20 protein-coding genes are annotated in these 20,415 nt (G+C 63.6%); 17 read left to right on the top strand and 3 right to left on the bottom strand.

The window, feature by feature from the left end:
* Window positions 1-136: 136 nt before the first annotated feature.
* On the bottom strand, window positions 137-2,302 hold the full coding sequence (gene scpA / locus VJ673_RS10270; RefSeq protein WP_324125998.1) for a methylmalonyl-CoA mutase: 2,166 nt from the start codon (window positions 2,300-2,302) through the stop codon (window positions 137-139).
* A gap of 372 nt (window positions 2,303-2,674) precedes the next feature.
* On the opposite strand from scpA, the gene VJ673_RS10265 reads away from it, so the two are divergent.
* Window positions 2,675-3,346 carry a GntR family transcriptional regulator gene (locus VJ673_RS10265; protein WP_324125997.1) on the top strand — a complete coding sequence of 224 codons (672 nt, stop codon included), beginning with the start codon at window positions 2,675-2,677 and terminating at the stop codon, window positions 3,344-3,346.
* Between the two features lie 3 nt (window positions 3,347-3,349).
* On the opposite strand, the gene fumC is transcribed toward VJ673_RS10265, so the two are convergent.
* Window positions 3,350-4,750 carry a class II fumarate hydratase gene (fumC, locus tag VJ673_RS10260; RefSeq protein ID WP_324125996.1) on the bottom strand — a complete coding sequence of 467 codons (1,401 nt, stop codon included), beginning with the start codon at window positions 4,748-4,750 and terminating at the stop codon, window positions 3,350-3,352.
* A 184-nt stretch (window positions 4,751-4,934) separates the two neighbouring features.
* Here fumC and VJ673_RS10255 point away from each other — a divergent pair, with 184 nt between their 5' ends.
* Window positions 4,935-6,638: a sensor histidine kinase gene (locus tag VJ673_RS10255; protein ID WP_324125995.1), complete on the top strand. Its 1,704-nt coding sequence runs from the start codon at window positions 4,935-4,937 to the stop codon at window positions 6,636-6,638.
* 13 nt (window positions 6,639-6,651) lie between these two features.
* Window positions 6,652-7,335 carry a response regulator transcription factor gene (locus tag VJ673_RS10250; RefSeq protein ID WP_324125994.1) on the top strand — a complete coding sequence of 228 codons (684 nt, stop codon included), beginning with the start codon at window positions 6,652-6,654 and terminating at the stop codon, window positions 7,333-7,335.
* 147 nt (window positions 7,336-7,482) lie between these two features.
* On the opposite strand, the gene VJ673_RS10245 is transcribed toward VJ673_RS10250, so the two are convergent.
* Window positions 7,483-7,908 (bottom strand): GNAT family N-acetyltransferase, encoded by a 426-nt coding sequence (locus VJ673_RS10245; RefSeq protein ID WP_324125993.1) that lies wholly within the window; start codon window positions 7,906-7,908, stop codon window positions 7,483-7,485.
* Between the two features lie 71 nt (window positions 7,909-7,979).
* Here VJ673_RS10245 and VJ673_RS10240 point away from each other — a divergent pair, with 71 nt between their 5' ends.
* The 14 genes from VJ673_RS10240 (at window position 7,980) to VJ673_RS10175 (ending at window position 20,406) form a co-directional block, all read left to right on the top strand.
* Window positions 7,980-8,402, top strand: coding sequence for a response regulator (locus VJ673_RS10240; protein ID WP_324125992.1), 423 nt, complete (start codon window positions 7,980-7,982; stop codon window positions 8,400-8,402).
* Window positions 8,403-8,644: 242 nt separating this feature from the next.
* Window positions 8,645-8,824: a Flp family type IVb pilin gene (locus VJ673_RS10235; RefSeq protein WP_324125991.1), complete on the top strand. Its 180-nt coding sequence runs from the start codon at window positions 8,645-8,647 to the stop codon at window positions 8,822-8,824.
* 97 nt (window positions 8,825-8,921) lie between these two features.
* Entirely contained in the window at window positions 8,922-9,101 is a 180-nt protein-coding gene (locus tag VJ673_RS10230) for a Flp family type IVb pilin (RefSeq protein WP_324125990.1), read from the top strand.
* A 99-nt stretch (window positions 9,102-9,200) separates the two neighbouring features.
* Window positions 9,201-9,770 (top strand): A24 family peptidase, encoded by a 570-nt coding sequence (locus VJ673_RS10225; RefSeq protein ID WP_324125989.1) that lies wholly within the window; start codon window positions 9,201-9,203, stop codon window positions 9,768-9,770.
* Window positions 9,771-9,793: 23 nt separating this feature from the next.
* Window positions 9,794-11,101 (top strand): ATP-binding protein, encoded by a 1,308-nt coding sequence (locus VJ673_RS10220; RefSeq protein ID WP_324125988.1) that lies wholly within the window; start codon window positions 9,794-9,796, stop codon window positions 11,099-11,101.
* A gap of 124 nt (window positions 11,102-11,225) precedes the next feature.
* The gene (gene cpaB, locus VJ673_RS10215; protein ID WP_324125987.1) at window positions 11,226-12,089 is read left to right on the top strand and encodes a Flp pilus assembly protein CpaB; all 864 of its coding nucleotides are present in this window, start codon (window positions 11,226-11,228) and stop codon (window positions 12,087-12,089) included.
* Window positions 12,090-12,124: 35 nt separating this feature from the next.
* Window positions 12,125-13,861: a type II and III secretion system protein family protein gene (locus VJ673_RS10210; protein ID WP_324125986.1), complete on the top strand. Its 1,737-nt coding sequence runs from the start codon at window positions 12,125-12,127 to the stop codon at window positions 13,859-13,861.
* A gap of 11 nt (window positions 13,862-13,872) precedes the next feature.
* Complete coding sequence (locus VJ673_RS10205; protein WP_324125985.1) at window positions 13,873-14,154, top strand: pilus assembly protein; 282 nt, start codon at window positions 13,873-13,875, stop codon at window positions 14,152-14,154.
* Window positions 14,155-14,177: 23 nt separating this feature from the next.
* Window positions 14,178-15,752: a pilus assembly protein TadG-related protein gene (locus tag VJ673_RS10200; protein WP_324125984.1), complete on the top strand. Its 1,575-nt coding sequence runs from the start codon at window positions 14,178-14,180 to the stop codon at window positions 15,750-15,752.
* 12 nt (window positions 15,753-15,764) lie between these two features.
* The gene (locus tag VJ673_RS10195) at window positions 15,765-16,256 is read left to right on the top strand and encodes a TadE/TadG family type IV pilus assembly protein (RefSeq protein ID WP_324125983.1); all 492 of its coding nucleotides are present in this window, start codon (window positions 15,765-15,767) and stop codon (window positions 16,254-16,256) included.
* 9 nt (window positions 16,257-16,265) lie between these two features.
* A complete protein-coding gene (locus VJ673_RS10190) occupies window positions 16,266-16,826 on the top strand; it encodes a TadE/TadG family type IV pilus assembly protein (protein WP_324125982.1) in 561 nt (186 codons plus the stop codon).
* A gap of 34 nt (window positions 16,827-16,860) precedes the next feature.
* On the top strand, window positions 16,861-18,030 hold the full coding sequence (locus tag VJ673_RS10185) for a CpaE/TadZ family protein (RefSeq protein WP_324125981.1): 1,170 nt from the start codon (window positions 16,861-16,863) through the stop codon (window positions 18,028-18,030).
* Window positions 18,031-18,066: 36 nt separating this feature from the next.
* A complete protein-coding gene (locus VJ673_RS10180; protein WP_324125980.1) occupies window positions 18,067-19,422 on the top strand; it encodes a TadA family conjugal transfer-associated ATPase in 1,356 nt (451 codons plus the stop codon).
* A gap of 9 nt (window positions 19,423-19,431) precedes the next feature.
* Window positions 19,432-20,406, top strand: a complete 975-nt coding sequence (locus VJ673_RS10175) for a type II secretion system F family protein (protein WP_324125979.1) — start codon at window positions 19,432-19,434, stop codon at window positions 20,404-20,406.
* Window positions 20,407-20,415: the final 9 nt, after the last annotated feature.

Genomic DNA, 20,415 nt, shown 5'->3' with positions numbered 1-20,415 from the left:
CGCGTACATCACTTCGCAGGACGGCAACAGTTCACGTAGGGCAGACGCCGAAGCGCGTCCCGCCGATCTCGGGGCGGGCACGGGTTCAACCGCCGCGCGGCGGGCGGCGCAGTGCCGTCCCGCCCTACACGAGCGTTCAGCCCTTGGCGCGCGCCGCGCGGATCTGCTTGAGCACTTCGCGGGCAGACGTCTGGATCGCCGTGCCCGGCCCGAAGATGCCTTTTGCCCCGGCAGCATACAACGCATCGTAGTCCTGCGCCGGAATCACGCCGCCGACGAAAACGACGATGTCGTCCGCACCCAGGCGCTTGAGCTCATTCACGATCTGCGGCACCAGCGTCTTGTGGCCCGCGGCGAGGCTGGAGCAGCCGACCGCATGCACGTCGTTCTCGACCGCGTGGCGCGCGGCTTCTTCCGGGGTCTGGAAGAGCGGGCCGATGTCGATGTCGAAACCCAGATCGGCGAACGCCGACGCAACCACCTTCGCGCCGCGGTCGTGGCCGTCCTGGCCGAGCTTGGCGATCATGATGCGCGGGCGGCGGCCCTCTTCTGCGACGAAGGCTTCGATGTCGGCCTTCAGTTCCTTCCAGTCGGCATCGTTTTCCACGACGGCTCCATACACGCCGGACACGGCTTGCGGGTTGGCACGGTAGCGGCCGAAGACCTTCTCGAGCGCGTCCGAGATCTCGCCGACGGTCGCACGCAGGCGCACCGCCTTCACGGCGAGGTCGAGCAGGTTGCCCTCATTGGTCTCCGCACACTTCGTCAGCGCGTCGAGCGCAGCCTGCACGGCGGCGGCATCACGCGTCGTGCGGATCTTGTTCAGACGCGCGACCTGCGACTCGCGCACCGCATGGTTGTCGATGTCGAGGATCTCGATCGGGTCTTCCTTCGCCAGCTTGTACTTATTGACGCCGACGATGACGTCCTTGCCCGAGTCGATACGCGCCTGCTTGTCCGCGGCGCACTCCTCGACCTTCATCTTGGCCCAGCCGGACTCGACCGCCTTGGTCATGCCGCCCATCGCCTCGATTTCCTCGATCAGGCTCCAGGCCTTGTCGGCCATGTCCTGCGTGAGCTTCTCCATCATGTAGGAGCCCGCCCACGGATCGACGACGTTACAGATGTGCGTCTCTTCCTGGATGATGATCTGCGTGTTGCGTGCGATACGGGCCGAGAACTCGGTCGGCAGCGCGATCGCCTCATCCAACGCGTTGGTATGCAGCGACTGCGTGCCGCCGAAGACCGCGGCCATCGCCTCGATCGTCGTGCGCACGACGTTGTTGTACGGGTCCTGCTCGGTGAGCGACCAGCCGGAGGTCTGCGAGTGCGTGCGCAGCATCATCGACTTCGGGCTCTTCGGGTTGAACTGCTTCATGATCCGCCACCACAGCAGACGCGCCGCGCGCATCTTGGCGATCTCGAGGTAGAAGTTCATGCCGACCGCCCAGAAGAAGGACAGGCGGCCCGCGAAGGTGTCGACGTCCATGCCGCTGTTGATGCCGGTGCGCACGTACTCCATGCCGTCGGCGAGCGTGAACGCGAGTTCGATCGCCTGGTTCGCGCCCGCTTCCTGGATGTGATAGCCGGAGATCGAGATCGAGTTGAACTTCGGCATGTGCTGCGCGGTGTACCCGAAGATGTCGGCGATGATCTTCATCGACGGCGTCGGCGGGTAGATATAGGTGTTGCGGACCATGAACTCCTTGAGGATGTCGTTCTGGATGGTCCCGGAGAGCTTGTCCTGAGACACGCCCTGCTCTTCGGCGGCGATGATGTAGCCGGCGAGGATCGGCAGCACGGCGCCGTTCATCGTCATCGACACCGACACCTTGTCGAGCGGAATCTCGTTGAAGAGGATCTTCATGTCCTCGACCGAGTCGATCGCCACGCCCGCCTTGCCCACGTCGCCGGTCACGCGCGGATGGTCCGAGTCGTAGCCGCGGTGGGTCGCGAGGTCGAACGCGACCGACACGCCCTGGCCGCCGGCGGCGAGCGCCTTGCGGTAGAAGGCGTTGGAAGCTTCCGCCGTCGAGAAGCCGGCGTACTGGCGGATCGTCCACGGCTTGACCGCGTACATCGTCGGCTGCGGGCCGCGCAGGAAGGGCTCGAAGCCGGGCAGCGTGTCGGAATGCTGCAGGTCGGCGGTGTCGGCCTTCGTATACAGCGGCTTGACCGCAATGCCTTCCGGAGTGACCCAGTTCAGATTCTGGACGTCACCCCCTGGTGCGTGCTTCGCCGCAGCTTTGTTCCAGGTATCGATATCCGTTTGCGGATACGCCGGCATCTTGGCGTTCGACATGACAAATCCTCTCTGTGAATCCGGTTGGCCGCGGGGGCGGCACGTGGCTCGGTGCGGTCGGGACGCAGTAGGCGCAGTCCCGTGCCCGCAGACTTATCCGATACTCGTCGGCTGCGACGACGAGACCGCCCGCGGGACTCACGCCCACGGACGGTCGCCGACGCCCCAGCTTGCGGCGTAGCTCCCTCTCCCTCAATCCGCCCGCGCTGACGAAGCAGCGCCGGCGGATTCTCCCATTCCTACGCCGTGCCGGGATGTTGACTTGTACTGGCGAGCGAATAATACTTTATCCATAATTATGAATGCAACTGCCTGTAAGGCGGTTTTTCAACGACAATCCCGGTCGCTCAAATTCAGCGAAACAGATCGCCAATGACTGCATCCCGCATCGCCCCGCTCGCGCTCTACCAAGAGGTAGCCGAAAGGCTGCGCCAGCGCATCTTTTCGCATGAATTACAGGCCGGCACCTGGATCGACGAACAGGCGCTCGCCGACGATTACGGCATCTCGCGCACGCCGCTGCGCGAAGCGCTGAAGGTGCTCGCCTCCGAAGGTCTTGTCACGCTGAAGCCGCGCCGTGGCTGCTACGTCACCGAAATCTCGGAACGCGATCTCGACGAAATCTTCAGCGTGATGTCGCTGCTCGAAGGCCAGTGCGCCCAGATCAGCACGAAGAAGGCGACCGACGCCGACCTCGACCGCCTCCGGCAGATCCACGCCCAGCTCGAAGAGGCCGCTAAGAAGGAAGACATCAACGGCTTCTTCGAAGCGAACCAGGCCTTCCACACGGCCCTGCAGGAGATCGCCGACAACCGCTGGCTGCTCCACTGCATCGAAGACCTGCGCAAGGTGATCCGACTGTCGCGCCATCATTCGCTCTTCAGCGAAGGTCGGCTGGAGCAGTCGCTGGAAGAGCACCGCGGCATCCTCGCCGCGCTGACCGGGCGCGAGCCCGATACCGCGGAATTGCGCATGCGCGAACACATCCTCAGCGGGCGCGCGGCGCTGGTGCGCATCGCGAAGGCGAAGAATAAGGTCGCCTGAACCTCACCCTCCCGGACGCGTCATCGCCTCCGGATCGACCCACAAGTCGAACTCCTCCGCCGCGACGTAACCCGACGCCAGCGCCGCTTCGCGCAGCGACAGGCCTTCGCGGTGCGCCTTCTTCGCGATCTCGGCCGCGCGGTCGTAGCCGATATGGCGGTTGAGCGCCGTCACGAGCATCAGGTTCTTCTCCAGATTCGCACGGATTCGCGGCAGGTTCGGCATCAGACCGCGTGCGCAGTGTGCGTCGAAGGCATCGCAGGCGTCGGCAAGCAGCGCGATGCTTTCCAGCACGTTGTGCGCCATCACGGGCTTGTAGACATTGAGCTGGAAATTACCCTGCGTACCGGCGAAAGCGACCGCGGCGTCGTTGCCGAACACCTGCACGCACACCATCGTCATCGCCTCGCACTGCGTCGGATTGACCTTGCCGGGCATGATCGACGAGCCGGGTTCGTTCTCGGGGATCAGTAGCTCGCCGATACCGCAACGCGGCCCGCTCGCGAGCCAGCGCACATCGTTCGCCATCTTCATCAGCCCGCCGCTCAGAGTGCGTAACGCCGCAGATGTCGCGACGAGCGCGTCGTGGGCGGCGAGCGCGAAAAAGCGGTCCGGCGCACTGCGGAAGGGCTGTCCGGTGAGCGTCGCGATCGCAGCCGCGGCGCAATCGCCGAAACGCGGATGGGCGTTGAGGCCGGTGCCGACGGCGGTGCCGCCGACCGCGAGGTCGTACAACGCCGGCAGGCTCGCACGCACCCCGCTCAGCCCGAACTCGATCTGCGCGACCCACGCCCCGATCTCCTGCCCGAGCGTAATCGGCGTCGCGTCCTGCAGGTGCGTGCGGCCGGTCTTGACGATGTCCTCGTAGGTCTTCGCCTTGTCGGCGAGCGTGTCGTGCAGCCGCGTGACCGCGGGCAGCAGGCGGTTCGTCAGCTCCCCGACGATCGCGATGTGCATCGCGGTCGGGAAAGTGTCGTTCGACGACTGGCCGCGGTTGACGTGGTCGTTCGGATGCACCGGCCGCTTCGAGCCGATCTCACCGCCGGCGAGCTCGATCGCACGGTTGGCGATCACCTCGTTGGCGTTCATGTTGGACTGCGTGCCGGAGCCGGTCTGGAACACGACCAGCGGGAAGTGATCGTCGAGCGTGCCGTCGATGACCTCGTCCGCGGCGCGTACGATCAGATCGGCGATTTCGGCCGGCAATTCGCCGAGCTCCGCGTTCGCCTGTGCCGCGGCCTTCTTCAGGATACCGAGCGCGCGGATCATCGGCCGCCCCCAGCGGAAGCGGTCGGTGCCGATCGGGAAATTGCCCACGGAACGCTCGGTCTGCGCTCCCCAGTAACGGTCCGCGGCGACCTGCACGGGCCCCATCGAATCGGTTTCGGTACGCGTCGCGCTCATCGCCTTCTCCCGTGTCGTCTGCGGATACATCGCGTTTGACGCGGCGGATCGTCCGGGATTCCGCGCATTTCGCACGTGCGGCAAATCGTGATTTTGTCACTTCGTTGCATTTGAAACATGCCGATAAGATGGCCGGCGTCGGTAGACACAAAATGTGTCAAGACCGAAGGGAGAGAAAACGAAAATGGATCGCGTCAGCACGACCGCAGAGTCGATGCCCGCTCCCGGCCAGATGTTCGCCCATGCGAGCAACAGCCCCGAGCTGCGTCGCGTCCTTGCGAACATTCGCGTGCTGGTCGCGATCGTCGCGGCGACCGAAGCGTTTTCGCTGTCGAACGAGACGCGCTCGCCGATGATATTTGCCGTGCTGGCCTACGCCGGCTGGGCGGGCTGGCTGTGCTGGGCCGAGCTGAATGGCCGCCACGCGTTTCGCTCGTCCCTCACGTGCTGGATCGACGCCACCTGGATCCTGCTCTTCGGTTGGATCGCCGGTACGCAAAGCAGCCTGTTCACGCTGCTGTTGCTCTTTCCGGTGCTCTTCGCGTCGCTGAGCTTCGGCTTCGTGTCCGGACTGCTGGTTTCGCTGTACTCGACGGTCGGGGCGGCCGCGATGCAAATCCTTCACGGCCAGCAAGCAGGCGTCACGGCGCCAGAGGTCCTCCTGCAACCGCTGTCCATCCTCGTTCTCGGGCCGCTGGTCGCAGGACTTGCTCAAGCCGGCGTGCAGATGAACGAACAGGTCCGAATCGCCGACCGCCTGCAAGGCCAGCTCGACCCGCGGCTCGGCGTGAAGCGCGTCGGCGAAACGATGCTGTCCTCGCTCGCCCGGCACTTCTCGGCCGACCTCGGACTTCTGCTGATCTGGCTGCCCGGCGGCGAGCCGCGCGTGTTCCGCTTCGACCGCAGCGGCAGAACAGCCGAGCTGTCGGGCGAACTGCACGCGAGCGTCCTCGAACTGTTGATCCGCCTGCCGCCCGACATCGCCAGCGTGCATCACCAGGCCCATTTCCTCGGCCGCTACCCGATCCGCTACCACGGCGGCTTCCACCTGGTCGGCAAGACGCCCTCCGGCGCGGCCCGTTCCCCGGTCCAGGCACTGGCCGAATCGCTCGATGCGCGTTCGATGATCGCGGCGCCCATCTGCCGGCGCGGGCCGCATCCCTGCCGGCTGGTACTCGAATCGGGGCAACGTCATTACCGGCTGCGCGACGCCGAACTGCTGTCGGGCGTGATGGAGCAGCTCGGGCCGATCATCGAGAATGCCGGCCTGCTCGAGCGGCTCGCCGATGAAGCGATGGCGACGGAGCGCGCACGCATCGGGCGCGACCTGCACGACACAGCCATCCAGCCGTATCTCGGGATCAAGTACGGCATCGAGGCGCTGGTGCGCAAGGCCGGTCCGAACAATCCGCTGCGTGAGGACATCCGCGCGCTGCAGGAAGTCACTGTCACGGAATTGCATGAGCTGCGCGAACTCGTCAGCGGCATGCGCACCGGCGCCAAGGGCGCGGACGATGCGCTGGGCCCGGCACTGCGCCGCCAGGCGCGACGCTTCTCCGAGCTCTTCGGGATCGAGGTCGGCGTGCGCTACGAAGGCGAACCCGCCGTCAGCCGTAAACTCGCCGCCGCGATCTTCCCGATGGTCAGCGAGGCGCTGACGAACATCCGCCGTCACACGCGGGCCACGCGCGCCGACATCGTCCTAAGCGAAGACGCGCACGATTACATCCTGCACGTCACGAACGCCCACGACCCGCTGTCGCCGCCGCAGTGCTTTATTCCACGCTCGGTCGTGGAACGTGCCGAAACTGTAAGTGGATGTGTAGTAGTCGACGTACAGCCATCCGGCATCACTGATCTAATCATCTCCATCCCGAAAACGTCCTGAGGGGCGAACGACCATGGTAGAGACCACCGAAAGGCCGATCCGCGTATTCCTCGTCGACGACCATCGCTCCACCCTGTGGGGCCTGGAACGCCTGATCGGCGCCACGGAGCGGATGAACCTCATCGGCAGCGCGACCAGCGTCACCGAACTCCTCTCCTCCCAGGCGAGCCGGGAGGCCGATGTGATCGTCGTCGATCTCGACCTCGGCGGATGCGATTCCACGGAATCCTTTGCCGAACTGCTGCACTCGCGCGATGCCAAGGTGCTGGTCCTGACCGGCGCCCGCGACCTCGACGCGCATCGGCGCGCGGTGCTCGCCGGCGCACGGGGCGTGGTGCGTAAGGAAGAGCCCGTCGACGTGCTGCTGCGCGCGATCGAGCGCGTGCATGCAGGCGACGTGTGGGTCAATCGCGCGCTAATCGGCGACATCATGGACATGCTGACCGGCAACAAGCCGAAGGCCGCCGCCGCCGAGGATTCGCGCATCGCCAGCCTCACGCCCAAGGAGCTCGAAGTCATTGCCGCCGTGGTCCAACACAAGGGCGCCAAAAGCCTCGTCGTCGCCGATGACTTGGGCATCAGCGAACATACGTTGCGCAATCATTTGACTGCGATCTACCACAAGCTCGAAGTGCATGGACGGCTGGAACTCTACGTCTACGCGAAGGAGCACGGGATCGGGGCGACCGTCGCGTAGGCGGTGGGGTGCAGGACGGCGCCTATCCCGACTCATCAACAGGACCGGCAGCGCCTTCCACACCCGCATGGTGTGCGAGGCGGGCATGGTCACGTGCTCGGACGGTCTTCTGACGTTGCAACGACACGAACAGGTTATGCGGATGATCTACCATCTGTTCAAAGCCGTATCGTTTTCAAAATCGACGGCTGATGACTTCGCATTTACCACGAGGCCAATGCCACCCACCTCGTGTGCAATGCGCGTCACGCGGTCAATGGCATCGAGAAGCATGTGCTCTCCGATGCCTTTGCCCCCGTGCCCTTTCGCGGTTGCCAACCTGCCAAGACGGAATACACGCACTTTGGTCGGCACCCGCTTCCGATATTGCGCGGGCAACTCCGTATTCACCAATTCAGCCAAGCTGACGGCGTAGAAGCCAAGCACTTCCGAACTGGCTTCGTCAGCCACGGCGACAAAGGTCGAAGAAACGCCCTTTTCCTTGTGTTGCCGGGCGACCTGAGCGAACCAACTATTCAGTTCCGCAGTTCCGCGCGACGCCCCGCTTGAAGCGGTCCAACTCGATTCAGGCACTTTGTCACGTTAGTACCGCGCGGTTCTTCCTATGGGCACGACTACCCGCTTTCCAGTATTGTGAAATCACCGTGGCCCATGCCGCTCGAGTGGAGCACGACATCGTGCCCTGCGACACCCTCGCCCCTCCGATCGAAGTCTTGCTCGTTGATGATCAGCGCGCGATTCTCGCCGGCGTGACGGCATTGATCGACAGTGAGGCGCCGACAATGCGGGTCGTCGGTCATGCCACTTCGGGTCGGCAAGCGGTCAATCTGGCATTGAATGCGCAACCGGACGTCATCGTTCTCGACATCGATCTCGGCGGAGAGGACGGACTGACTTTGATTCCGGAGCTACGCAGCCGCTGCGGCGCCCGAATTGTCATATTCACTTGTGGTGACAACCCCGACGCGCGTCGCCGTGCCCTCCGCCTGGGCGCCGCATCGGTCATCTCGAAGGCCGGCCCCGGTGAAGATCTGATCACCGCGATATGCGGGGCCTCTGCCGGGTGACTGGCAGCGCGACTTCCCCCTCTCCTGCCCAGTACCGGAAACATGCCGCACATGACCATCGTTCCGCGATGCCATGACGGCTGTGCCAGTTTCTGCCATCGACACGGTGGGTTTCCTCCCCATGACAAGTGTCACGAGTTCATCCCGTCTCATCCGCCTAGTGCATTTGGGCGCAAGCGCCGATGCCGGGGAAAGAGGGGAAGCCTAATCTGAACTCAACACGCACAGGACGGAGCAAGGCGATGAAAGAAGGTCGACTCAAGCAATCGCTCCTCTCGTTCTGGACGGAGCAGGATGGCGTTACCTCGATCGAGTATGCGCTGCTGGGAGTCCTCATTGCAGTTGCGATCGTCGGCTCAGTCAGCCTGCTGGGGCAGACGGTCAAGGGCCTGTTCGACAGCGTAGTAGCGGCGTTCCCTTGAGTTCCACTCGGACAAGCAGTGGAGCGCTAAACGTAGTGGTATTCCGGAACGGGCCTCCCGCTCCGGTTGAAGGCCGGGAGGTCCGGCGTTTTTTTCGATGAAGGAGATGATCATGTTGGGAATGCTCAAGCAATTCGTGCGTGAAGAAGAAGGCGTCACCGCAATCGAATATGGTCTGATTGCGGCGCTAATTGCGGTCGTCATCATTGTCAGCGTGCGGTTGGTCGGCACGAAGTTGGACGGCGTATTCGGAACGATCGCGGCCGCGCTTCCCTGATCGCAAACTGAATGAACGTTCGGACAATGTCCATCATTGTCCGAACGTTCTTTGCCATTGGCATTAGATCAATTTGGCGTGCACAAGAGGTAGAACAAAATGCATTTCGCACTCGCCGTCATGTTCGTTGCACTTGCGGCGTCAGTTCTGACTGATATACGTGCACGCAAAATCCCAAATCAGCTGATTGTCGCAACGCTGATTTCAGCGCTGGCCTTTCAGGCCCTTGCCAAGCCGGGCGACAGCTTTCTTGCGGCCGATGGGGGCGCCATCGGCCTCACGTCCGCCCTCGCCGGTATCGCCGTCGGCTTCGCGGCGCTGTTTCCTCTCTACGCCCTGCGCGCGATGGGAGCCGGCGACGTCAAGCTGATGATGATGGTCGGCGCCTTTCTCGGCCCGCTGCAGACGCTCGGCGTCGTCGTACTGACCTTCGCCGCCGGCGGCGTGCTCGCACTTGTCATGGCGTTGTGGCAACGCTCGTTCAAACAACTCGCGATCAACCTGCGCTTCATGCTGACGACCAGCGCAGTCAGCGCAGCAACCGGCAACAGCCCCAGATTCGAACCGCTGCAGCAGACCGCCGGCCGCATGCCCTATGCGGTTGCGATTGCAGCGGGCACCCTCCTGCAGCTCTTCCTGGTCCGCTCCGGAGGCTGGGCCCTGAGCTGATTCGACCGTCACGGAGCATCGCCATGAACGCACCCACGAGCGCCCAAGTCATCCCTTTCGATGAGCCGGCAACCTTCCCGCGCGCGCCACGCACGCTGGAAGACACCGGCCTGCCCTTGCTGTTTCTCGTCGAGCTCGCAACCAAGCTGCTGTTCGTCCGTGGCCAGATGCGCCTCACGGAGATCTCGCATCGCCTGCACCTCCCGGCAACCGTGCTCGAAAGCCTGCTGGCCTTCATGCGCGCAGAGCGGGTTTGCGAAGTGATGCGGCGGGGCGAAACCGATGGCGATATCTTGTTCGAACTGACCGACGGGGGCCGCGCGCGGGCCGCCGAATACCTCGGTCGCTGCAAATACGCGGGCGCGGCCCCGGTAAGCCTCGCGGCCTATGTCGCCCAGGTGGAGCGCCAGTCGGTGACGAAGATGTGCGTCACGCGCGAGCGTGTAAACGACGCCTTTCGTGGACTGGTCATCAATTCCGAAGTGCGCGACCAACTCGGCGCCGCGATGGGCTCGGGACGTGCGGTGTTCCTCTACGGCCCGGCAGGCGCCGGCAAGACCTTCCTCGCCGAACGCCTGTCGCTGCTCCTCGACGGCGACATCGCCGTGCCGCACGCGATCCTCGTCGACGGGGAGATCATCCAGGTGTTCGATCCGCTGATCCATGCCCCCGTGGACGCCGACGGGCACCAGGGCGGCCTGGACAACCTGATGCGACCGGACCTGCGCTGGGTGCGCTGCCGCCGCCCGATGGCCATCACCGGCGGCGAGCTGACGCTGCGCATGCTGGACCTCGACTACGACGCGAGCACCGGCTTCTACCAGGCGCCGCCGCATGTGAAGGCAAATAATGGCTTATTCATCGTCGACGACCTCGGCCGCCAGTTGATCAAACCCGAGCAGTTGATGAACCGGTGGATCGTGCCGATGGACCGCCGCCACGACTACCTCGCACTGCATAGCGGCACGAAGTTCACGCTTCCCTTCGACGTCGTCCTCGTGTTTTCGACCAACCTGATGCCATCCGAAGTGGCCGACCCGGCATTTCTTCGTAGGCTTGGTTACAAAATTCACATCGGCCCGATGAATGAGGACGAATACAGGAACATCTTCACGGCGGTCTGCGAAGAAAGGGGCGTACCCTTTAATCAAACGGCATTCACGACACTGCTCAACGAATACCACAAAGTTCATAGGCAGCCGCTGCTTGCATGTTACCCGCGTGACATCATCAACCAGATCGCGGACCTCGCCCGCTACCGCGGCGAACCGGCCAGACTGACTCCGGACGCGCTGCACTGGGCCTGGCATAACTACTTCGCGTCCCGATAGAGGTTGCGACAAGAGAGGGGGCGCCGGCCGCGGCATCGCGGCACCGGCGCCCAACCGCCCGCGCAAGCGGGCACTTGCAGGGCCGGCGGCGAACCACTGACGGTCCGGAAACTAGGGGACTCTCATGAAGACCAAAGGTCTCGTCTTTCTGTTCGTCGCGATGCTGGCCGGGCTTGCCGCCGTCGTGCTCGGAACCAAGTGGCTGCAGGCCCGGGCGACTCCCACTGACAACCGCATCGCGGTGGCGGCCGTCGAGCTGCCGTTGGGCGGCCGCATAGCACCCGATGCGATCCGCCTCGTCGAGTGGCCATCGGGCAGCGTTCCGAATGGTGCCTTCAATGACGTTTCGAAACTCGACGGCCGCGTTGCGATCACCGGCATCCAGCCCGGCGAGCCGATACTCGAATCACGCCTCGCTCCGGTCGGCACAAAGGGCGGGCTTTCCGCGGTGGTACCGGACGGTAAGCGCGCCATCACCGTGCGCGTCAATGATGTCGTCGGCGTCGCGGGCTTCGCGCTGCCCGGCAACTATGTCGACATCATCGTCAACACCGAAAAGGTGGGCGATCACGCAAACGACAAGGACCAGATGATCTCGAAGATTGTGCTCGAGCACATCCTGGTACTCGCCGTCGCGCAGGAAGCGAATCGCGACGAAACGAAACCGAAGGTCGTCAATGCTGTGACGCTGGAAGTGACGCCCGAGCAGGCCGAGCGCCTGGACCTCGCCCGCAGTGTCGGCAATCTGTCGCTCGTGCTGCGCAACCAGGTCGACGGCAAACCGACGGATACCGCCGGCATTACGAAGGCGATGCTGTTGCGCACCGCCGTCATGGCTCCCCCGACGCCGGCACCGGCCCCGGTCAAGGTTGCCACCACGCCGCGACGCGTCGCCGCGAAGCCTCAGTCCGCACCGGCTCCTGCACCGACCTCCCGCGTATGCGTCGAGGTGATCCGCGGAATCAACAAGGTCAACGAATGTTTCTAGCCACATTCAAACCCGACTGCACGCATGAGGACATCATGACCACGAAAAAGAACAAACAGAGGCTCAGGGTCGCAATGTATGGCACGCCGGCAATGCTTGCACTGCTGCTCTCCGGGACCGCGCAGGCAGCCGTCGCGACCGCGCCACCCGCGTCGAAGCCGGCTGCCGTGGCGGTCTCCAGCGGATCGCCCTGCGGACATGTCGAGATCGCGCCGATGGTGACGATTCCGGTCGGCAAGTCCTCGGTAATTCGGCCCCAGACACCGGTGACACGCATTCTGCTGGGCAACCCCGAGAATGCCCGGGCAGCGCGCCCGAGCGTCGAAGCCCCGAAGGACGACAAGGGAGCGCAGCAGCAGACACAGCAGGATGACGGCCGCCCCGGCGTCGCCCAGGTCGACGTGCTGCTCTTGAGCCCTAACGAAATTTACCTGCTCGGCAAGTCGGTCGGTGCGACCAACGTGGTCTTGGTGGACCGCGCCGGGGGCTGCACCGCACTGGACGTGACGGTCGCGATGGACGTGACCTCGGTACAAAGCGCGCTGGCAACGCTGCTACCGACCGAGACGGGCATCAAGGTGAGCTCGGCATACGATTCACTGGTGCTCAGTGGAACGGTCAGTGACGCGACGAAGGTCGATCGCGCCATCGAAATTGCTTCGGCGTACGTACGCGACACCGACACGAAGCAGCAGAAAGGTCGCAACCTGCGTGTACTCAACCTACTGCAGGTCGGCGCCCCACAGCAGGTGATGCTCGAAGTGAAAGTCGCCGAGGTATCGAAGGCAATGCTGGATCGCTTCGGGATCGATTTCAGTCGTGCCTTCGCTTCCGGTGACGGCCTGGCGATCCAGTTCCTGTCCGGCATCCTCGGCGGCCAATCCGGCACGCTTGGGCGGATCGCCGGCGCCGGCCCGAAGGGCGCACCGCTCAGCTCGGTGGGCACCGTCGTCGGCGGCACTGTTCCGAGCAGCATCGGCAGCGCGGGCAACGTGACTCAGGAACTGACCCAGGTGGGCGACCAGCTCGTTCCCAAGTTCACGACGACTTTCGGCACCGTTCCCGCACGCGGCGTAACCAACCTCGGGCTGGACATGCAGAAGACCGACGGCCTTGTGAAGATCCTTGCCGAGCCGACGGTAATGGCGATCAGCGGCCAGGAAGGGAGTTTCCTGGCGGGCGGCAAGATCTTCATTCCCATCGCACAGAACAACAATGGCGGCCAGACGATCACGCTGGAGGAGAAGGAATTCGGCGTGTCGGTGAAGTTCACGCCGACTGTGCTGGACGGCGGGCGCATCAACTTGGCCGTGCGGCCCGAGGTGTCGGAATTGAACCGCGAAGGCGTCGGCATCACGGCCCCGGGGGTCAACGGCTTGGCGATCCTGCCGTCCTTCACGACGCGCCGCGCCTTTACGACGGTGCAGCTCAACGACGGCCAGAGCTTCGCGATCGGCGGACTGATCAAGAACAACGCGACGACCAATATCAAGGCCTTCCCGGTCCTCGGCGAGTTGCCCGTCATCGGGGCGCTGTTCCGTAGTACCGAGTTCCAGACGGACAAGTCGGAACTGGTGTTCGTCATCACGCCCCGGCTCGTGAAACCACTGCCCCCCGGCTACACGCTGCCGACCGATAACTACGTCGAGCCCAGCCGAGCCGACGTCATCTGGCGCGGGAAGCTCGAAGGCGACCGTCCGGCGATCGCCGAGCCTATGGAAATGCCTGCAAACCCCGCCAACCCTGCCGGCGGCGGCTTCGATAACAAATGAGGACGCGGAACATGAAAAAGCAATGGAAGCTTCCCGCAGCGGTCGCAATCCTGAGCCTGAGCGGCTGCGTCGCAACCTCCCCGGACTATGACGCACGCTTCGGCGACGCCGTCAGAACGGTATCCGCCGAGCAGGTGATCGCCCCCAACGCGTCCCGCAACATGGACCCGGTCAAGGGCATCGACGGCAAGGCTGCCGAGGGCACGATGCGCGAATACGCGAAAGGCTATGCGCAGCCGCAGCAACAGTCGGGCGTCTTCACGATCGGGGTTGGCAGCGGATCGAGCCGCTGACAGCCACCTTCAGGAGAGCGGTCATGGCAAAGCATCCATCCCTGCGTTGTCGCCAGCGAGGTGTCACCGCTGTCATGACGGGCCTGATGGCCGTTGTGCTGTTCGCTTTCGGGGGCCTCGTGCTGGATCTGGGGCACCTCTATATCGGAAAGTCGGAGTTGCAGAATTCGGCCGACGCGGCAGCGCTGGCCGGTGCCAAGGAGTTGAATAACACCGCTGCCGGCATCACCGCCGCGGTAGACAAGGCAATCGCAATTTCCGGACAGCATCAGTACAACTTCTCCAGTCCGGTCACGATCACTATTGCGAACATCAGGGTTGGATCCTGCCCGAACGCGAGCAACGCAAATTCATTCGGCCGGCCGAATCTCCGCAACCCCAGCTGTACCTTCGTCCCCGCTGCGAGCGTCACGAGCGACGCTGCAGCAGCGGGCCTCAGCTTCCTCGAGGTAGACTCCGGCACCCGGACCCTGAATACATACCTGATGCGGGTCGCCGGCGCCGCATACAACACGACCAGTACTTCGGGCTACGCCGTTGCCGGACGCTTCGAGACCCTTGTGACGCCGATTGGCGTCTGTGCCGTCGATCCCGCCAATCGCACCAGCAAATACACGCACTCGAATGGTCAGACCGAACTGGTGGAACTGGGCTTCCGCCGTGGCGTCACCTATAACCTGTTCCAGCTCAACCCGCTTGCAAGCGGCCCGTCGGACCCCTATCTGATCAATCCGATCGATGCTCCCCCTAATGCGTGCGACCCGGGACATGCGAGCGCGAACTTCACCGCGCCCTTCATCTGTACGGGCAAGACACCCATAACGCTCGACCTTACCAGCGGAACCGGCAAGGTCTACACCAACACCGGCATGACCGCGTCGCTCGACAGTTCGCTCAACTCGCGCTTCGACGACTACAAGTCGCCCTCGGTCTGCGACCCTTCGAGCGCGCCGCCGGACGTGAATGTCCGCGAATACCGCTGCCATCCGAAATCGGCCGGCTCGGCGTGCGACAACAGCGGCGCAGACACGACGCCGACAGATTGGCTGGAACCGGGCGCGAGCACGCTTCCCGACCGCGAATTCGTCGATACCGACCCCACCAACAACAAGCCCCGCTATGCGCTGCCCCCCGGCCCGACCGGCATTTCCTTCGCCCAGTACGGCCCGTTGTGGTCCTATTCCCCGGCCTATCATGCCGACGGCAGTTCCCCGCCCAAGGCGGGTACGCCTTACGCGGTGGCCGACGCAAACGGCAGCAACATGTACCACACGACCACCGGCGTGAATTTCTTCGACACGACGGCAAATGGCTACCCGACGACCGGAACGCCGTACAGCCAGACCGCCGGCAAGTACTTCAAGGCGCCCAGCCATACGGGCACGAAGAACCGGCGCGTCCTCAATATCGTGATCGTCGACTGCCGGACCCCGCCGAGCGGATCGAGCTCTTGCGGCCTGATGACCGTACTGGGCGTCGGCAAGTTCTTCATGCAGACCAAGGCCGATTTCAGCGGCGGCCCCAATCGTTACCTGGATACGGAGTTTGCCGGGCTGGTCGATCCGGTGCCGCCCGGGGACATCCGGCTCTATCGCTGACGGGAGGCAAAGATGAATATGCCCATCGCCTTGACTCGCCAGCGCGGCGTCGCCGCCGTGGAGCTCGCGCTCGTCATCATCTTCCTGTTGCTGCTGGTGGCAGGCATCGTCGAGTTCGGGCGGGCGTTCTGGTACTACGATGCCCTGACCAAAGCCACGCGGGACGGCGCACGCATGCTCAGCGTCGCGGACCGGGCGACCTTTACCAGCGGTACTTTCATCGGCGACGCCAAGGACCGCGTGGTGCACACCGCGAATGCGGCAAACGTAAAACCGGCACTGACGAGCTCCCAGGTGTCGGTGACCTGTCTCGATGCCTCATTCAACGCCATCGGCTGCGCCAGCGGCGCCGGCGCACCGGCCAATGTGCGGGTGGCGATCAGCGGATATTCGATCACCATCGGTGGAATGATCCCCTTCCTGTCGCCGACTGGAGGGAGTCCCAAGGTGTATTCGGGCGTCGCGCTGGCTCCGCAAACCACCATGCGCTACATGATCGATTGAGGTGCGGCCATGAGGACGAATTTCCACAGTGCCGGAAGCAACGCCCGACAACGCGGCGCAACCGCCGTCGAGTTCGCGATCGTCGCGATGCTCTTCATTACCATTGTGCTGGGCATCATGGAGTTCGGCCGCGTCATGTACATCTGGAACACGGTCCAGGAGGTCACGCGACGCGCCGCACGAGAAGCCGTGGTCCGTGATTTCGCCGACGCCTCCAAGATTCAGCGTTCAGCCATATTTGCCGATGAAAATGGCACCGGTACCGCGAAATTGCCGGCCGGACTGGAAATCGCTAACACAAGCATCCGGATCAATTATTTGAACGGGGCCCTCGCCGTCGCGAGTCCGATGCCCTCCGACGCGACGGACAACGTCTCCGCCTGCAACGACATCACGCGCACGAGCAGTTGCGTCCGCTTCGTCGAGGCTTGCGTCGCGGCAGCCGGCAACTGTACTGGAACGATCAATTACGCCCCCATGGCGGGCCTCTTTCCCTTTCTGGCGATCGGCATCCCGATTTCGAGCGTGATCATGCCCGCAGAGAGCCTTGGCTTCACCTATACACCGTAGTCCCGGCGCATACAGCACTTAAGAGGTACCCGAAATGAGCAAGACAAGAATTACTGTCGTCTCTTCGGACGCGCAACATCTAAGCCAGATCACCAGCGTTCTCGAGAGGGATTCCAACGTCGGCGAAATCTCGGCAGTCCGTTGCGACGCCGCTCAATTGGAAGCGATTTCGGATATGCCCGACGTATTGATCGTCAATGGCGGATTGCCCGAGAACGGAGGTCTGGAGAGCCTCGCACGACTGCGGCAAAGCCATCCCGATGCCGCCTTCATCGTCGTCAGCGACAATCAGAGCCCGGAGTTCCTGCTCAAGGCGATGCGCGCCGGCGTGCGCGAGGTGCTACCCACCCCGGCGGTGAGCGATCTCCTGCATGACGCGATCGGCCGCATCGCCCCGAAGCGCAAGGCTGGCGGAGGCGGCCAGGACGGCAAGATCCTCGCCATGACCTCTTGCAAGGGTGGCAGCGGCGCGACCTTTCTGGCAACCAATCTGGCATGGGTGCTGGCAACGAATCACGGCAAGCGCGTGGCGCTGATCGACCTGAACCTGCAGTTCGGCGACGCAGCGATGTACGTCACCGACCAGACCCCGGCGAGCAACCTCGCGCTCGTCTGCCAACAGATACACCGGCTCGACGCAGCGTTCCTGGCCTCCGCCATGATCGACGTCGCACCCGGCTTCAGCCTGCTTGCAGCGCCCGACGATCCCGCCCACGCAACGGATGTTCGCGCAGAACACGTCGAAGCCATCCTCAAGCTTGCGCGTGCCAACTACGATTTCGTGATCGTCGACGTCGGCCGTTCGCTCGACGGCGTCAGCCTGCAGCCCTTCGACATGGCCGACATGATCTTCCCGGTGGTGCAGCTCACGCTGCCCTTCATCCGCGAAGCCAAGCGCCTGGTGCAGGTCTTCCTTTCGCTCGGTTATCCGATGAATAAGGTCGGACTGATCGTCAATCGCTATCAGAAATCGGGCGACATCAGCCTGGAGGACCTCGAAAAGACGGTCAATGCCAAGGTCTACAAGGCGGTTCCGAATGCTTACGAGGCCGTGGCGGCATCCGTGAATCAGGGCGAGCCGATTGCACGTCTTGCAAAGAACAGCCCGGTCACAAAGGCATTGCGCGAGATCGCGGAAAGTCTCGCCGCCGAACCGGAAAAGGCTGGCAAGGGCTGGCTTTCACGTCTGTTTGCCGCCCACTAAGCCCCATACAGGGGCCTCTGCAGAGAGGAGCAAGAAATGAGCTTGCGTCAGCGACTCGAATCGGTCTCGGCGGAACCCTCCCTGCGTACGCAGGCGACCGGTCCCGACGCCGGCGCTACCAAGGCTTACCAGAGCCTGAAGATGCGCATCCACCAATTACTGCTCTCGCGTATCGACCTGGAGGCGATGGAGAATCTTTCGCCCGAGCGACTGCGTGAAGAGTTGCGTCTGATGGTGGAGCGTCTGCTCGCCGAGGAAAACGTCGTCGTCAACACCAACGAACGTCGAGATCTTGTCCGTGACATCCAGTACGAGATGCTCGGTCTCGGGCCCATCGAACCGCTGCTCGCCGACCCGACCGTCTCTGACATCCTGATCAACGGGTCGCAACAGATCTACGTTGAACGCCGGGGCAAGATCGAACTGACGGACGTCACCTTCAGCGACGACGCCCACCTGATGAAGATCATCGACAAGATCGTGTCGCGCGTGGGGCGACGCGTTGATGAGTCGAGCCCAATGGTCGACGCGCGCCTGCCCGACGGATCACGCGTGAACGCGATCATTCCGCCGCTCGCACTCGACGGACCGGTGGTATCGATCCGGCGCTTCGCCGCGGTGCCCCTGACGATGGTCAAGCTGATCGACTACAAGTCTCTCACCGCGCAGATGGCCGACCTCCTCGCCGGGCTGGTGAGAGCCAAGGTGAACATCCTGATCTCGGGCGGCACCGGCAGCGGCAAGACAACGCTGCTGAACATCCTGTCAGGCTACATTCCCGCCGACGAGCGCATCGTGACCATCGAGGACGCCGCCGAACTGCAGCTTCAGCAGCCGCATATCGTGCGCCTCGAAACGCGGCCGCCGAACATCGAGGGCAAGGGAGAGGTCACGCAACGATCACTTGTCCGCAATGCTCTTCGCATGCGCCCGGATCGCATCATCCTTGGCGAGACGCGCGGCGCGGAAGCCTTCGACGTGCTGCAGGCGATGAACACCGGCCACGAAGGCTCGATGACCACAGTTCACGCCAACACGGCACGCGACGCGCTCGGGCGCATGGAGAACATGATCGGCATGGCCAGCGCAAACCTGCCGCCCAAGGTTGCACGCGCACAGATCGCGGGCGCCATCGGCGTCATCGTCCAGGCCAACCGCCTGACCGACGGCAAGCGCAAGCTGACCAGCATCCAGGAGATCACGGGCATGGAAGGCGACGTGATCACGATGCAGGAGGTCTTCGCCTTCCGCCAGACGGGAATCGCCGACAACGGCGTCGTTCAGGGCTACTTCGCCGCGACCGGGGTCCGCCCGCACTTCGCCGAACGACTGCGGTCCTTCGGCATCCGCTTGCCCGAAGAGATGTTCGACCCGGGCAGGCGCTTCGAGTAGGGGGTTGAAATGGACATCCTGACGCTGCTGTTTGCGCTGGCCACCTTCATCGCGGTGGTCCTGTTCCTCGAAGGCGCATATCTGTGGTGGGCGTCGGCCCACAGTGCAGAGGTCAAGCGCCTCAATCGCCGCCTGGAGGAAGTCGCAACCGGCGTCCAGGCTGCACAGAAGACCTCCCTGTTCAAGGGAGAGAGCGCCTCGGGCTCCGCCGCGGGAGACCGGTTGCTCGACATGGTCCCGCGGCTTGGCGGGCTGAATCGGCTGATCGTGCAGTCCCGGCTGAACCTGACCCTCGCTCAGTTCATCGGCTGGACGCTCGCGCTCGCAGCAATCGGTTTCACCATACCCCTGCTCTTGAATCGCCCCATCATCCTCGCGGTGATCGGGGGCGCCGTTCTCGCGGCATTGCCGACGATCCATGTCGCACGTGCCCGCTCGCGCCACATGCAGCAATTCGAGCGCCAATTGCCGGAGGCGCTGGACCTGATGGGTCGGGCACTCCGCGCGGGCCACGCCTTCCCGACGGCGATCAAGATGGTGGCCGAGGAAATGAAGGATCCGATTGGGGGCGAATTCCGCATCCTGTTCGACGAAATGAACTATGGCGTGCCGCAACAGACCGCGCTGCTGAATCTCGCATCCCGCACTGACAGCACCGATCTGAGCTATTTCGTCATCGCGGTACTGATCCAGCGCGAATCCGGCGGCAACCTGGCCGAGTTGCTTGACAACATCGCTGCCATCATCAGGGCGCGGCTCAAACTGTATGGGGAAATCCGCACGCTGTCGGCCGAGGGGCGGCTTTCGGCATGGATCCTGGGATGCCTGCCGTTCGCGACGGCGGCGATGATCAACATCGTGAATCCCGGTTTCATGAAGGTCCTGTGGGAAGACCCCGCAGGCATCAACTTCATCTATGGCGCACTGATGATGATGGTTCTTGGCGTCCTCTGGATGCGCAAGATCATCCGGATCAGGGTGTAGCTCTACGGC

The sequence above is a fragment of the Aromatoleum sp. genome (assembly GCF_035254505.1).
Taxonomy (GTDB): Bacteria; Pseudomonadota; Gammaproteobacteria; order Burkholderiales; family Rhodocyclaceae; genus Aromatoleum.
Note: the sequence above shows the minus strand (reverse complement) of the source record. Positions and strands in the feature narration are given on the sequence as shown.

What these genes read in the sequence shown, in the direction of transcription:
- scpA (WP_324125998.1), bottom strand. Translation starts at nt 2,302, where the DNA reads ATGTCGAACGCCAAGATGCCGGCGTATCCGCAAACGGATATCGATACC.
- VJ673_RS10265 (WP_324125997.1), top strand. Translation starts at nt 2,675, where the DNA reads ATGACTGCATCCCGCATCGCCCCGCTCGCGCTCTACCAAGAGGTAGCC.
- fumC (WP_324125996.1), bottom strand. Translation starts at nt 4,750, where the DNA reads ATGAGCGCGACGCGTACCGAAACCGATTCGATGGGGCCCGTGCAGGTC.
- VJ673_RS10255 (WP_324125995.1), top strand. Translation starts at nt 4,935, where the DNA reads ATGGATCGCGTCAGCACGACCGCAGAGTCGATGCCCGCTCCCGGCCAG.
- VJ673_RS10250 (WP_324125994.1), top strand. Translation starts at nt 6,652, where the DNA reads ATGGTAGAGACCACCGAAAGGCCGATCCGCGTATTCCTCGTCGACGAC.
- VJ673_RS10235 (WP_324125991.1), top strand. Translation starts at nt 8,645, where the DNA reads ATGAAAGAAGGTCGACTCAAGCAATCGCTCCTCTCGTTCTGGACGGAG.
- VJ673_RS10230 (WP_324125990.1), top strand. Translation starts at nt 8,922, where the DNA reads ATGAAGGAGATGATCATGTTGGGAATGCTCAAGCAATTCGTGCGTGAA.
- VJ673_RS10225 (WP_324125989.1), top strand. Translation starts at nt 9,201, where the DNA reads ATGCATTTCGCACTCGCCGTCATGTTCGTTGCACTTGCGGCGTCAGTT.
- VJ673_RS10220 (WP_324125988.1), top strand. Translation starts at nt 9,794, where the DNA reads ATGAACGCACCCACGAGCGCCCAAGTCATCCCTTTCGATGAGCCGGCA.
- cpaB (WP_324125987.1), top strand. Translation starts at nt 11,226, where the DNA reads ATGAAGACCAAAGGTCTCGTCTTTCTGTTCGTCGCGATGCTGGCCGGG.
- VJ673_RS10210 (WP_324125986.1), top strand. Translation starts at nt 12,125, where the DNA reads ATGACCACGAAAAAGAACAAACAGAGGCTCAGGGTCGCAATGTATGGC.
- VJ673_RS10205 (WP_324125985.1), top strand. Translation starts at nt 13,873, where the DNA reads ATGAAAAAGCAATGGAAGCTTCCCGCAGCGGTCGCAATCCTGAGCCTG.
- VJ673_RS10200 (WP_324125984.1), top strand. Translation starts at nt 14,178, where the DNA reads ATGGCAAAGCATCCATCCCTGCGTTGTCGCCAGCGAGGTGTCACCGCT.
- VJ673_RS10195 (WP_324125983.1), top strand. Translation starts at nt 15,765, where the DNA reads ATGAATATGCCCATCGCCTTGACTCGCCAGCGCGGCGTCGCCGCCGTG.
- VJ673_RS10190 (WP_324125982.1), top strand. Translation starts at nt 16,266, where the DNA reads ATGAGGACGAATTTCCACAGTGCCGGAAGCAACGCCCGACAACGCGGC.
- VJ673_RS10185 (WP_324125981.1), top strand. Translation starts at nt 16,861, where the DNA reads ATGAGCAAGACAAGAATTACTGTCGTCTCTTCGGACGCGCAACATCTA.
- VJ673_RS10180 (WP_324125980.1), top strand. Translation starts at nt 18,067, where the DNA reads ATGAGCTTGCGTCAGCGACTCGAATCGGTCTCGGCGGAACCCTCCCTG.
- VJ673_RS10175 (WP_324125979.1), top strand. Translation starts at nt 19,432, where the DNA reads ATGGACATCCTGACGCTGCTGTTTGCGCTGGCCACCTTCATCGCGGTG.